This is a genomic window from Leclercia adecarboxylata, from assembly GCF_023639785.1.
GTDB lineage: Bacteria > Pseudomonadota > Gammaproteobacteria > Enterobacterales > Enterobacteriaceae > Enterobacter > Enterobacter adecarboxylatus_D.
Genome location: NZ_CP098325.1, coordinates 3,189,328 through 3,202,274, shown reverse-complemented (window position 1 = coordinate 3,202,274; position 12,947 = coordinate 3,189,328). Strand labels below are relative to the sequence as shown.

The following is a 12,947-nucleotide window of genomic DNA, read 5'->3' as shown; positions in this document are numbered from 1 at the left end:
CTTGCGCGGGCCTGCAGGCATTATTGGCCGGGTAAGCGAAGCGCCACCCGGCATTTCACAGAATTACTCTTTATCCGCAGGACTCAGGGTCACGGAAGAGAGGTAGTTCAGCAGGGCGATATCGTTCTCAACACCCAGCTTCATCATCGCAGATTTTTTCTGGCTACTGATGGTCTTGATGCTGCGGTTCAGCTTCTTGGCGATTTCGGTTACCAGGAAACCTTCAGCAAACAGACGCAATACTTCGCTCTCTTTTGGCGACAGGCGTTTGTCGCCGTAACCGCCGGCGCTGATTTTTTCCAGCAGGCGGGAGACGCTTTCCGGCGTGAATTTTTTCCCTTTCTGCAGCGCGGCAAGCGCTTTAGGCAGATCGGTTGGTGCGCCCTGTTTCAGGACAATCCCTTCAATATCGAGATCCAGAACGGCACTTAAAATCGCCGGGTTGTTGTTCATGGTCAGCACGATAATTGAAATGCTTGGGAAATGGCGCTTGATGTATTTGATCAGCGTAATCCCGTCACCGTATTTATCTCCAGGCATGGAAAGGTCGGTGATGAGCACGTGCGCATCAAGCTTAGGCAGGTTATTAATCAGTGCTGTGGAGTCTTCAAATTCACCGACTACATTCACCCACTCGATCTGTTCAAGTGATTTGCGAATACCGAACAGTACAATCGGATGGTCATCGGCAATAATTACGTTCATATTGTTCATGTATAGGGCTACCTTGCTACAGCAAGCTTTTGACGTAGGCGTCAATGTCGCTGATGTATTTTTCTATGCTGGCGGCATCTTTCTCACGAATAAGATGTTCCAGCGTTTCACATAATTGCTTGCCTGGAACCAGATTAAGCATGGCAAACACCCCTTTGAGCCGGTGTGCTGTCTGAGCCAGCGCCGCGAAGTCATTCACGGCGGATTCAGTATACAACCTCTTAACATCATCTGGTACTGTGTCTACAAAGAGCGAATAATATCCGCTGGCATGAAGTTCAGCATTTTCATTGCCGCCCAGTGGGGATTCCGGGATCGTTTCCTGCGCCAGCTGCTCTTCTATAAGTTGTAGTACAGCTTCCTGCATAGCATTGCTCATATTAAAGTTGACGCGCACCTGGCCTGGGCCAATTTTTCGCACGCCTGGCTCATCATCGCTTAAAAGCAAGCCCGAGGCAGTAAGATTAGACGGATTATCTGTTAAAAAGAGATCATATTCTTGACTTGCCAGCCTTTCGTCCGGCGAGATACAGCTCGCACCCCAGTTTTCCAGCTGACGAACCACAATATTACGGATCTCGTTTGAGGTCACGTCCACCATGATTACCACGTCATCCAGCAGGCGTTCATCTTCCTCTGCTTCCTGCGGGCTGGCCGCCATTTTAACGTGCAGGGAATAGCGGGTACCCAGCGATTCACGCGCTTTGATATTCAGATGGCCACCCAGTTTACGCGCCAGCTGATCGCAGAGCCAGAAGGTGAGGGCGTTGGCTTTGCCATAGTTGTCGCCCTGGGTCTCGTTGAGGAACGGGAAATGCAGGTTGTCGATTTCACTGGCCGTGACCCCCTCGCCGGTATCAAGGATACGGAAGGTGAGGCGGTCGTCGGCCGACTCATCGCTACTCACTTCGAGGGTAATTTTGCCGATCTGGGTGGTGGTGACCGCGTACTGAATCAGCATCAGCAGAATGCGGCGCAAAGCGTCACGGTCGCCATGACGCTCATCGTTGGCACGCAGCGGGTTGTTAATCAGCAGCTGCAGCCCTTTGCGCTTGATCACCGGCAGCACTTCCGGCACCACTTCGTCGATCAGATCCTGAATCGAAAACAGTGATGCCGTGCTCTTCCAGGTGTCATTTTCCAGCATGTTGGCCAGCTGGATCTCATCCACCAGCCGTACCAGGGTATCGGCATGAGCCGACAGCTGCAGGCTCTCCGGGCTGGATACCTGAGCGGCTTCGCTGGCCAGCGCCCTCAGCGGCAGCTTGAACGCCTCGCCAATATTTTGCATAAAGGCCGCGCGGCCCTGCTGGTTTTTCTCGTACAGCCTTTGCGCCTGCTTGAGCTTTTTATTGACCAGCACCTCGCGATCCTGATCGCGAATAATGAAAATCTGCGTGCGCGACGCCACCTGGCTGCGGAACTGACGGATCTCGTACAACTCATTATTGATGGTGGCCTGAATCACCCCCTGATGCTGATCCGCCATGCTGGTGATGTTCTGCAAATTCAGGTGCGGCAGCAGGTGGTCGGCAATTTTGTTGCTGATCACCGTACGGTTGGCTTCCTGATCGTGCACCAGCAGACCGAGCGGCAGGACGGAGACAATCTCTTCATTTAGCGCGCGCAGCACGCGCAGCTCGCTGTTGGTGCCAGCCGCAACGGGAACATCGCTCTGGCGGCCAGGCTGGGAGCGGAAGGTACTGTAACCGAACAGCGCCAGCGCCAGCAGACCGATATTGAGCAGCAGCGGCAACAGAATATTTTGCAGGGTATCAAGCAGCAGTGTGCCAAAAGGCACCTGCCAGACCAGACGCATGCCGGTGGTGTTTAGCGTGGAGGCAATCTCGATTTTCGAGCCGTTAAAGGAGATGGAGACGCTGTCCGGGCTCTCTTTGTCCGTCGGCGCCCGCAGGTTTTGTACCGTGTTGTCCTGCTCCAGGCGGAAGCTGTCGAGCGGCATATCCGGTGGGATCAAATCGTTGATCGGCAGATCGAAGGCCACCACCGTCGCCAGATGGCCTGGCTGGTTAAAGGTGGTGCGCAGGGTAAAATAGTGGCCGTTTTGCCAGGCGAGCCGGCGCAGGGAGGAGAAACTTTCGCGCTCGTCCAGGGCGTTAGCCTGCTGCAGCATCTCCGCGCGGCGGGAATCCACGATGTTACCCACCGTCGTCTCTTTAAAGCCGGAGGAGAGATCCTTGAGCGGCAGAGTGGAGATCAGGATCATGCTGTTGTCCTGGCCGTTGAGATAGTACATCGACCAGGGAATAGTCTCCGCGCCCCACAGCGTGTCCAGGTAAGTTGACATCCGCTGGGTCATCTCCAGCGTGGCGCTGTCGTGAGAGCCGAAGATCAGGGCTTCGGTTTTGCGTCGCGTTTTCTCAAGATAGTAGACGTCCTGTTTCAGGCGTGTCTCCTGCAGCCCTTCCGCAGAGGAGGTGGTTGGCGTGGCCGCTATATTGTCGTAAATCTGCCAGGTGGCGTAGCGCCAGGTGTCGATACGTTTATGCAGCGCGTGGCTGATATCGACAATCTGATAGCTGCGGTCTTTGAGCCAGGTATTCACGGCGCTCTGCACCATCACGCCCATGGTCACTAACAGCACAACGATCAATAGAAGAAAGAAACGAGTAATACTGCCCGGAAGCAGGGAGAACTTGTTCGCGGCTGTGGTATCAGACTGACTCATTGATGTGTTTAACCCGTTATGGCTGCGCTTCAGGCGAATAGGGCAGTATAAAGCGTAATAACCGAATTTCCAGCCTCACACCCTGCCATGTGCTGACTTTTTCGTCGCGTTGCGCAAAACAAACGAACCGCGTTAAATCTGTACGCTTAGACCGATATTGTACAAATAACTCACAATATCGCGAAAAAATAGCACGAATAAACAAGAAATTAAATTGACCATGCAATTTTTGAGGCTGTGAATAGCAAGCTAAGAATTAATTAATAGTCGTTATAGTTTCAGGCGGGTAGCACAAATTATTTAAATTTGCGTAAAGATGAGTAAAAAAAAACCGAATGCATTGCATTCGGTTCAATTCTGGATAAACAGACATTCAAATTTGAATGACGGTAATAAATAAAGTTAATGATGATAGCGGGAGATATTTTAGTAGCCGACGCCATTTTTGTTTTGGCAATCAGTGCTATAATTGATTTTTGTATAAGTTATTGAATTTAATCTGTTATTTTAATTTTTTGATTATTGGTGCTTTATTTTTTAACTTATTGTGCGGCAAAAAAGTTCCCTCAAATTTACAAATTGAAACATCTATACGGCAATATGAAACATCTTAAAAGTTTTAGTATCATATTCGTGTTGGATTATTCTGTATTTTTGCGGAGAATGAACTTGCCGACTGGTTAAGAGGGTTAATCAGTAAGCAGTGGTAATAAAAAACATATAACAGAGGGTTAAAATAATGAAAGTTAAAGTACTGTCCCTCCTGGTGCCAGCACTGCTGGTAGCAGGCGCAGCGAATGCGGCTGAAATTTACAACAAAGACGGCAACAAATTAGATCTCTACGGTAAAGTAGACGGTCTGCACTATTTCTCTGATGACGATGGCGCTGATGGCGACCAGACCTACATGCGTATCGGCTTCAAAGGCGAAACTCAGGTTAACGATCAGGTAACGGGCTACGGCCAGTGGGAATACCAGATTCAGGGTAACACCACTGAAAGCGACAACCAGTCCTGGACCCGTGTGGCCTTTGCTGGTCTGAAATTCGCTGAAGCAGGTTCTTTCGACTACGGTCGTAACTACGGCGTAATCTACGACGTAACCTCCTGGACTGACGTCCTGCCAGAATTCGGCGGCGACACCTACGGTTCTGACAACTTCCTGCAATCCCGTGGTAACGGCGTTGCGACCTACCGTAACCAGGACTTCTTCGGTCTGGTTGACGGCCTGAACTTTGCTCTGCAGTACCAGGGTAAAAACGGCAGCGTAGAAGGCGAAAACTTCGGTGGCCGTAGCCTGCTGAAACAGAACGGTGACGGCTTCGGCGGCTCCCTGACCTACGATCTGGGCGAAGGCTTCAGCGTTGGTGCTGCAGCAGCCTCTTCTAAACGTACCGCAGACCAGAATGGCCCACGCGTTTACGGCCGTGGTGACCACGCTGAAGTGTACAGCGGCGGCCTGAAATACGACGCGAACAACCTGTACCTGGCAGCGCAGTACACCCAGACTTACAACGCGACCCGTTTCGGTGACTCCCAGTCCGGCGGCGCGAACGCTGTTTACGGCTTCGCTAACAAAGCGCAGAACTTCGAAGTGGTTGCACAGTACCAGTTCGACTTCGGTCTGCGTCCATCCGTGGCTTACCTGCAGTCCAAAGGTAAGGACATCGAAGGTAACGGCGATCAGGATCTGCTGAAATATGTTGATGTTGGTGCGACTTACTACTTCAACAAAAACATGTCTACCTATGTTGATTACAAAATCAACCTGCTGGATGCTAACGCATTCACCGATCGTGCTGGTATCAGCACCGATGACATCGTAGCACTGGGTCTGGTTTACCAGTTCTAAGTCTTACGTCTGATTGTAAAAGGGGCCAAAAGGCCCCTTTTTTTGGTTTTGCTGTCAGGCCCTTACAAAGCCTGCTTTTTGGTGTACTCTTGCCGGTCTCAGGCTTGAGGATAATAACGAATGGAAATTACTTTTTTGCGCGCCGGCTTTCTGGCGACCCTGTTTATGTTGTCTGCGTGCGACGCTCCCACCGTGCCGGTAAAGAACGATACCGCCGCTGCAACGGTGCTGGAAGGGAAAACGATGGGCACCTTCTGGCGCGTTAGCGCCATCGATCTCTCCGCTGCTCAGGCAGAAGAGCTGCGCGGCAAGATCCAGTCCCAGCTGGATGGCGATGACCAGCTGATGTCCACCTATAAAAACGACTCGGCGCTGATGCGCTTCAATCAGTCGAAGAGCACCTCACCGTGGCCGGTGAGCGAAGCGATGGCGGATATTGTCACCGAATCGCTGCGGGTGGGCTACAAAACCAACGGCGCGATGGATATCACCGTCGGTCCCCTGGTTAACCTGTGGGGATTTGGCCCCAACAAGCAGCCGGTAAAAACGCCGGACCAGGCGCAAATTGATGATGCCCGCTCGCAAACGGGACTACAGCATCTGTCGGTAATTAATCAGTCCGGTAAACAGTATCTGCAAAAAGACATTTCCGATCTGTTTGTCGACCTTTCGACGGTGGGCGAGGGCTATGCCGCCGATCACCTGGCGCAGCTGATGGCCGAAGAGGGGATCTCCCGCTATCTGGTCTCCGTGGGCGGGGCGCTGGTCAGCCGGGGCATGAATGCCAGTGATAAACCCTGGCGCGTGGCGATCCAGAAGCCGACCGATCGGCAGAATGCCGTACAGGCCATTGTTGATATCAACGGCCACGGCATCAGCACCTCCGGCAGCTACCGCAACTACTATGAGCTGGATGGCAAGCGGGTATCCCATGTGATCGATCCGCAGACCGGCCGTCCGATCACCCATAACCTGGTGTCGGTGACGGTAATCGCCCCTACGGCCCTGGAGGCGGATGCCTGGGATACCGGCCTGATGGTGCTGGGGGCGGAAAAAGCCAAAGAGATCGTGCGTCAGCAAGGGCTGGCAGTCTATATGATCACCCGTGAAGGCGAGAACTTCAAAACCTGGATGTCCCCGCAGTTTGCCAGCTTCCTCGTTAACGGGGCGAATTAAAAAGCAAGGTTGCGGGTTTTTGTCGGCTGGCACTCAGGCAGGCTATGAGTATGCTTACAGAAGGAGCCGATCATGAAAAAGCCGAACCTGAATAATGATGACGAACGCTGGCTGGCGGTGCTGGCCCGCGATCGTCATGCCGATGGTCACTTCGTCTTTGCCGTACAGACCACCGGTATCTTCTGCCGCCCATCCTGCCGGGCGCGCCATGCCCTGCGTGTAAATGTCCGCTTTTACCCCGATGCCCACGAGGCGGAACAGGCAGGTTTTCGTCCCTGCAAACGCTGCCGCCCGGATCAAGAGGATCCCCATGCGCAGCGCGTCGCCACCATCGAAAAAGCCTGTCGTCTACTGGAGCAGGAACAGCCCCTGACCCTGGAGAGGCTGGCGCAGCAGGTGGCGATGAGCCCGTACCATCTTCATCGGCTGTTTAAAGCCTCCACCGGCATGACGCCGAAAGGCTGGCAACAGGCCGCCCGGGCGAAAAGGCTTCGCGATGCGCTGGCCCAGGGCGAGAGCATTACCGGGTCCGTGCTGGCGGCGGGTTTCCCGGACAGCAGCAGCTACTATCGCAAGGCCGATGCCACGTTGGGAATGACCGCAAAGCAGTACCGCAGCGGCGGGGAGGAGACCACCGTGCGTTACGCCCTGAGCGACTGCACGCTGGGGCGTTGTCTGGTGGCGGAAAGCGGGCGGGGCGTCTGCGCGATTTTGCCCGGCGATGACGACAATGCTCTGATTGCCGAGCTGGAGACGATCTTCCCTCACGCCCGGCGTGAACAGGCGGATGCCGCCTTCGCCGCACGCGTCGCCCAGGTGATCGCCAGTGTGGATAACCATGACGTAACCCTCGCCCTGCCGCTGGATATTCGCGGCACCGCCTTTCAGCGCCAGGTCTGGCAGGCCCTGCGTGCCATCCCCGGCGGAGAGACGGCAAGCTATCAGCAGGTGGCCAACGCCATTGGGCATCCCGGCGCGGTGCGTGCGGTGGCCCGGGCCTGTGCCGCCAACACGCTTGCAATCGTTATTCCCTGCCACCGCGTGGTGCGTAGCAACGGCGGGCTCTCAGGCTACCGCTGGGGCACGGCCCGCAAAGCGGCGTTGCTTAAGCGCGAAGCTAAAAAAGAGGAGGTGTAATGCTGGATCTTTTTGCCGATGAACAACCCTGGCAGGAGCCGCTGGCCCCCGGCGCGGTGATCCTGCGCCGCTTCGCCCGGGCAGGCGGGCCTGCGTTAATGCAGGCAATCGAACAGGTGGCCGTCGTCTCGCCGTTTCGCCAGATGGTCACCCCCGGGGGTTACACCATGTCGGTAGCGATGACCAACTGCGGCGGGCTGGGCTGGACCACCAATCAGCGGGGCTATCTCTATTCTCCCCTCGACCCGCTCACCGCTGCGCCCTGGCCGCCGATGCCGGAGGCGTTTGCCGACCTGTGCCATGCTGCCGCCTGCGCGGCGGGTTATCCTGAGTTCCGGCCGGACGCCTGTCTTATCAACCGCTACGGCGTCGGCGCGAAGCTCTCCTTGCATCAGGATAAAGACGAAGCGGACCTGCGGGCGCCGATTGTCTCGGTATCGCTCGGCCTGCCCGCCATATTCCAGTTCGGCGGATTACGCCGCAACGATCCCCTTAAACGCCTCCTGCTGGAGCATGGCGACGTGGTGGTGTGGGGTGGGCCATCAAGGCTGTTTTATCATGGTATTCAGCCGCTTAAACCCGGAACACATCCGCTTACCGGCGACTATCGCTACAACCTGACCTTCCGCCAGGCAGCGTACAACGAATAAAAATAAGAATTATTCTTGATGTAAGCGGCGAGCAGTTTACACTGCTGGCTGTTTTTTCTTGTCTGGATTGCTCTGCATGGAACTCCTGTTACTGGTCTGGCGCCAATACCGCTGGCCGTTTATCGCGGTGATGGCATTAAGCCTGCTCAGCGCCGCGCTGGGTATTGGGCTTATCGCCTTTATCAACCTGCGTTTAATTGAAACCGTCGATACCACCCTGATGGTGCTGCCGGAATTTCTCGGCCTGCTGGTTCTGCTGATGGCCGTTACGCTGGGCTCACAGCTGGCGTTGACGACGCTGGGTCACCACTTCGTCTACCGGCTGCGCAGCGAGTTCATCAAGCGAATTCTGGATACCCAGGTTGAACGTGTCGAGCAGCTGGGCAGCGCCTCGCTGCTGGCCGGGTTAACCAGCGACGTCCGCTCGATCACCATTGCCTTTGTGCGTCTGCCGGAGCTGGTGCAGGGGATCATTCTGACCTTTGGATCGGCGGCGTATCTGGCCTGGCTCTCCACCAAAATGCTGGCGATCACCGCCCTGTGGATTGCGATCACCATCTGGGGCGGCTATATGCTGGTGTCGCGCGTCTACAGGCATATGGCGGTACTGCGCGAAACCGAAGACAAGCTCTACAACGACTACCAGACGGTGCTGGAAGGGCGCAAAGAGCTGACCCTCAACCGCGAGCGCGCCGAGCACATCTTCAACAACCTCTATATTCCGGATGCCCGCGAATATCGCCACCACATCGTGCGGGCCGATACCTTCCACCTGAGCGCGGTTAACTGGTCAAATATCATGATGCTGGGGGCGATTGGTCTGGTCTTCTGGATGGCCAACAGCCTTGGCTGGGCGGACACCAACGTCGCCGCCACCTACTCGCTGACGCTGCTGTTCCTGCGCACGCCGCTGCTCTCGGCGGTTGGCGCGCTGCCAACCCTGCTCAGCGCCCAGGTGGCCTTTAACAAGCTGCGCAAGTTTGCGCTGGCGCCGTACAAAGCGGAATTCCCTCGCCCGCAGGCGTTCCCGAACTGGCAGACGCTGGAGCTGCGCAACGTTACGTTCAAGTATCAGGACAACGACTTCTCCGTGGGGCCAGTGAACTTAACCCTTAACCGCGGCGAGCTGCTGTTCCTGATTGGCGGCAACGGCAGCGGCAAATCAACCCTGGCGATGCTGCTGACCGGGCTGTATCAGCCGCAGTCGGGCGAGATCCTGCTGGACGGTAAACCCCTAAGCGCCGAAAGGCCGGAGGATTACCGCAAGCTCTTCTCGGCGGTGTTTACCGACGTCTGGCTGTTCGATCAGCTGCTGGGGCCGGAAGGCAAACAGGCCGATCCGGCGCTGGTGGATAAATGGCTGGCGCACCTGCAAATGTCGCACAAGCTGGAGCTGCAGGATGGCAGGATCCTCAACCTTAAGCTGTCGAAAGGGCAGAAGAAGCGTGTGGCCCTGCTGCTGGCGCTGGCGGAAGAGCGTGACATTATTCTGCTGGATGAGTGGGCTGCCGATCAGGACCCGCATTTCCGCCGGGAGTTCTACCAGGTGCTGCTGCCGCTGATGCAGCAGATGGGCAAAACCATCTTTGCCATCAGCCATGACGATCACTACTTTATCCATGCCGACCGCCTGCTTGAGATGCGCAGCGGCCAGCTCACGGAACTGACCGGCGCGGAGCGCGATGCCGCGTCGCTTGATGCGGTAGCCCGTACCGCCTGACTGTTACTGTGCCGGGGGGCGGCTTCGCCTTACCCGGCCTCTTTTCTCCCCGCCTGCTGCTTTTTTATTCTCTCTTCTCATCCGTTTATTAAAATTTACACAACCCCACGCTATGCTTAATGCCAACTCATTTAATGGATTGATAATTGATGTCTGGATTAACAAAAAATAGCGCACGGTTGCGCGATGAAGAGCGTGCGCGCCTGATCTGGCTGATGACCACCGACAAAGCGCTCACCTCCACCCTGCTGGGCAAACTGACCCTGGCTGAGCAATATGATGTCGGGACCTTAGCCGACGATATTGCTGAGGTAGGGGCGCTGGTTGCCCATTTGCCGCCGCCCGATCTCGCCGATACCCTTGAAGCGCTGCCCTCGGAAGAGCGCCACGCCCTGTGGCGGCTGGTTGAGGATCACGAGCGTGGTCAGGTGCTGCTCGAGGCCTCCGAAAACGTCTGGGACGATCTGATCGACGAGATGAGCGACCACGCCATTCTTGACGCCGTTCGCACCCTGGATATCGATGACCAGCTTTACATGGTGCAGCATCTGCCGCGAAACCTGACCGGACGGCTGCTGGCCTCGCTGCCGCCACAGGACCGCGCCCGGATCCACCAGGTCATGCACTATGAGCAGGACCGCGTCGGCGCGATCATGGAGTTCAGCGTAATTACCGTGCGCCCGGACGTGACGCTCGGCGCGGTCCAGCGCTATCTCCGGCGTCTGGGTAAAATGCCAAAGAACACCGACAAGCTGTTTGTCACCGCCCGGGATAAAAGCCTGCTCGGCGAGCTTGAGCTACAGACTATTTTGCTGAACAGCGCCCAGACCCGCGTCAGCGAGGTGATGGAAACGCAGCCGATGCTCTTCTCCCCGGAAGATGACGCCGAAAAGGCTGCCCGCACCTTTGAGCGTGACAACCTGCTCAGCGCCGGGGTGGTGGACTCGGTGGGTAAGCTGATGGGGCGTCTGACCATCGATGAGATCGTCGACGTCGTCTATAAAGAGACCGACAACGACATGCGTGCCCTCGGGGGACTCAGCGCCGAAGAAGATGTCTACGCCCCGGTGAGCAAGGCGGTGAAAACCCGCTGGGCGTGGCTGGCGATCAACCTCTGTACCGCGTTTATCGCCTCGCGGGTGATCGACGGCTTTGAACACACCATCTCCCAACTGGTCGCGCTGGCCTCACTGATGCCTATCGTGGCGGGAATTGGCGGCAACACCGGTAACCAGACTATCACCATGATCGTGCGCGCTCTGGCGCTCCAGCATATTCAGCCGGGCAACTTTACCTTCCTGATCCTGCGCGAACTCGGCGTGGCGCTGATCAACGGCCTGGTGTGGGGCGGGATTATGGGGGGTGTGACCTGGTGGCTGTATGGCGATATGGCCCTGGGTGGGGTAATGACCCTGGCAATGGTGCTGAACCTGCTGGTGGCGGCGCTGATGGGGGTGATCATCCCGATGGTGATGACCCGCCTTGGGCGCGACCCCGCGGTGGGGTCGAGCGTGATGATCACTGCCATCACCGATACCGGCGGCTTCTTTATTTTTCTTGGGCTGGCGACACTGTTTCTGCTGTAGCGGCGCTGTGACGACGCAGGCGGGCAGGGAGGATCGCCATCATGATAATCCCGCCCACCACGCCAATCGCCAGATTGCCGGTGGTAACGGTGGCCCCGACGGTCACCAGCATCACCAGCGTTTCTGCAACCGGCGCGCCTTTCACCGTGGCAGGGCGAATGCTCTGCCAGTTAAAGGTTTTGATGGCGACAATCGCCATGATCCCCGCCAGCACGGCCATCGGAATTTTAGCCATCACCTCGCTCAGGGCGGTAACCAGCAACAGCAGCACCAGCCCGGCGGCAAAGGTGGAGACGCGGCTGCGTCCTTTACCCATTTCGACGTTAACGATGGTCTGACCGATCATCGCGCAACCGGCGATCCCGCCGAAGAATCCCGCCATGATATTCGCCACGCCAAGCCCCATGCTTTCGCGGCGCTTGCTGGATGGGGTCGACGTCAGCTCATCCACCAGCTTTGCGGTCAGGAGCGACTCCATCAGGCCGACAAAAGCAATACTCAGGGCGCAGGGCCAGATAATGCTCAGGGTTTGCAGATTGAGCGGCACCAGCATCTGGGTGATGCCCGGCAGGCCACCGCCAATCGAGCCTTCATCGCCCACGGTCGGCAGGATCTGGCCGCTGAGGACGGTAAACAGCGTCAACACCACAATGGCAAGCAGCGGGGAAGGAACGCTTTTAATGTAGCGTGGCGCCCAGAGCACAATTAACAGCGTCAGGACGAAAAGACCGACGATCAGCGGGCTTTTACTCCAGAAATGAGGGACCTGGGCGAAGAAAATCAAAATGCCCAGCGCGTTAACAAACCCGGTCATCACCGCGGCGGGTATAAAGCGCATCAGTCGCGCCATTCCCAGGGCGCCGAACAGGATCTGAATCACGCCCGCCAGCAGCACCGCTGGCAGAATGTACTGTACGCCGTGCTGCGCCACCATCGGGCCGATCACCAGCGCGACGGAACCGGCTGCTGCCGTCACCATGGCCGGGCGGCCGCCCAGTACCGAGAGCCCGAGGCAGAGCACTACCGAGGCAAACAGGCTGACTTTTGGGTCTACACCCGCCACCACTGAAAAGGAGATCACTTCCGGGATCAGCGCCAGGGCGGTAATCACCCCGGCCAGAATTTCACGTACAAAAAGCGTTGGAGAGCGCAGCACGGTAGCTACGCGACTTTCATTGGGCATCAAAGATTGAGACATAAGATTCGCAGGTTTGGGCGGGCTTCCGTGCGCGCGATCACAAAGTGCAGCATAGTAGCCAGAAAATGACCGTTTTGCCAGCCGGTTGCGACATTTCCATACAAACATTCCACCATTAAATTTCACAATTACAATAATTTCTTAACCTTTAAACAATATTTAAATGTTGTTAATTTTGCCCCGCAGCTTATTTCACCTGCAATTTCCACGCATATAACTAAGGCA

General features: G+C 56.3%; 8 protein-coding genes and 1 pseudogene. 6 read left to right on the top strand and 3 right to left on the bottom strand.

The features are described from left to right. Positions 1-63: 63 nt before the first annotated feature. A complete protein-coding gene (gene rcsB, locus NB069_RS15220) occupies positions 64-714 on the bottom strand; it encodes a response regulator transcription factor RcsB (protein WP_032612710.1) in 651 nt (216 codons plus the stop codon). Positions 715-730: 16 nt separating this feature from the next. Next, entirely contained in the window at positions 731-3,403 is a 2,673-nt protein-coding gene (gene rcsD / locus NB069_RS15215) for a phosphotransferase RcsD (protein ID WP_250584874.1), read from the bottom strand. Positions 3,404-4,142: 739 nt separating this feature from the next. Here rcsD and NB069_RS15210 point away from each other — a divergent pair. From NB069_RS15210 to mgtE, 6 genes are all read left to right on the top strand, one after another. Next, entirely contained in the window at positions 4,143-5,255 is a 1,113-nt protein-coding gene (locus tag NB069_RS15210) for a porin OmpC (RefSeq protein WP_250584872.1), read from the top strand. A 120-nt stretch (positions 5,256-5,375) separates the two neighbouring features. After that, on the top strand, positions 5,376-6,431 hold the full coding sequence (apbE, locus tag NB069_RS15205; protein WP_250584870.1) for an FAD:protein FMN transferase ApbE: 1,056 nt from the start codon (positions 5,376-5,378) through the stop codon (positions 6,429-6,431). Positions 6,432-6,503: 72 nt separating this feature from the next. Beyond that, on the top strand, positions 6,504-7,568 hold the full coding sequence (ada, locus tag NB069_RS15200) for a bifunctional DNA-binding transcriptional regulator/O6-methylguanine-DNA methyltransferase Ada (RefSeq protein ID WP_250584868.1): 1,065 nt from the start codon (positions 6,504-6,506) through the stop codon (positions 7,566-7,568). Further along, complete coding sequence (gene alkB, locus NB069_RS15195) at positions 7,568-8,218, top strand: DNA oxidative demethylase AlkB (RefSeq protein WP_250584866.1); 651 nt, start codon at positions 7,568-7,570, stop codon at positions 8,216-8,218. Before ada ends, alkB begins: the two co-directional genes overlap by 1 nt. A gap of 76 nt (positions 8,219-8,294) precedes the next feature. Then, complete coding sequence (locus NB069_RS15190) at positions 8,295-9,938, top strand: multidrug ABC transporter permease/ATP-binding protein (protein ID WP_250584864.1); 1,644 nt, start codon at positions 8,295-8,297, stop codon at positions 9,936-9,938. Positions 9,939-10,087: 149 nt separating this feature from the next. After that, positions 10,088-11,524, top strand: a complete 1,437-nt coding sequence (gene mgtE, locus NB069_RS15185) for a magnesium transporter (protein WP_250584862.1) — start codon at positions 10,088-10,090, stop codon at positions 11,522-11,524. On the opposite strand, the pseudogene NB069_RS15180 reads toward mgtE, so the two are convergent. Beyond that, a pseudogene (locus NB069_RS15180) lies at positions 11,487-12,775 on the bottom strand (SulP family inorganic anion transporter). The gene mgtE and the pseudogene NB069_RS15180 sit on opposite strands and share 38 nt — an antisense overlap. Positions 12,776-12,947 lie beyond the last annotated feature (172 nt).

Excerpts from the sequence above, each read along its gene's own strand:
- rcsB (WP_032612710.1), bottom strand. The coding sequence starts at position 714 with ATGAACAATATGAACGTAATTATTGCCGATGACCATCCGATTGTACTG.
- rcsD (WP_250584874.1), bottom strand. The coding sequence starts at position 3,403 with ATGAGTCAGTCTGATACCACAGCCGCGAACAAGTTCTCCCTGCTTCCG.
- NB069_RS15210 (WP_250584872.1), top strand. The coding sequence starts at position 4,143 with ATGAAAGTTAAAGTACTGTCCCTCCTGGTGCCAGCACTGCTGGTAGCA.
- apbE (WP_250584870.1), top strand. The coding sequence starts at position 5,376 with ATGGAAATTACTTTTTTGCGCGCCGGCTTTCTGGCGACCCTGTTTATG.
- ada (WP_250584868.1), top strand. The coding sequence starts at position 6,504 with ATGAAAAAGCCGAACCTGAATAATGATGACGAACGCTGGCTGGCGGTG.
- alkB (WP_250584866.1), top strand. The coding sequence starts at position 7,568 with ATGCTGGATCTTTTTGCCGATGAACAACCCTGGCAGGAGCCGCTGGCC.
- NB069_RS15190 (WP_250584864.1), top strand. The coding sequence starts at position 8,295 with ATGGAACTCCTGTTACTGGTCTGGCGCCAATACCGCTGGCCGTTTATC.
- mgtE (WP_250584862.1), top strand. The coding sequence starts at position 10,088 with ATGTCTGGATTAACAAAAAATAGCGCACGGTTGCGCGATGAAGAGCGT.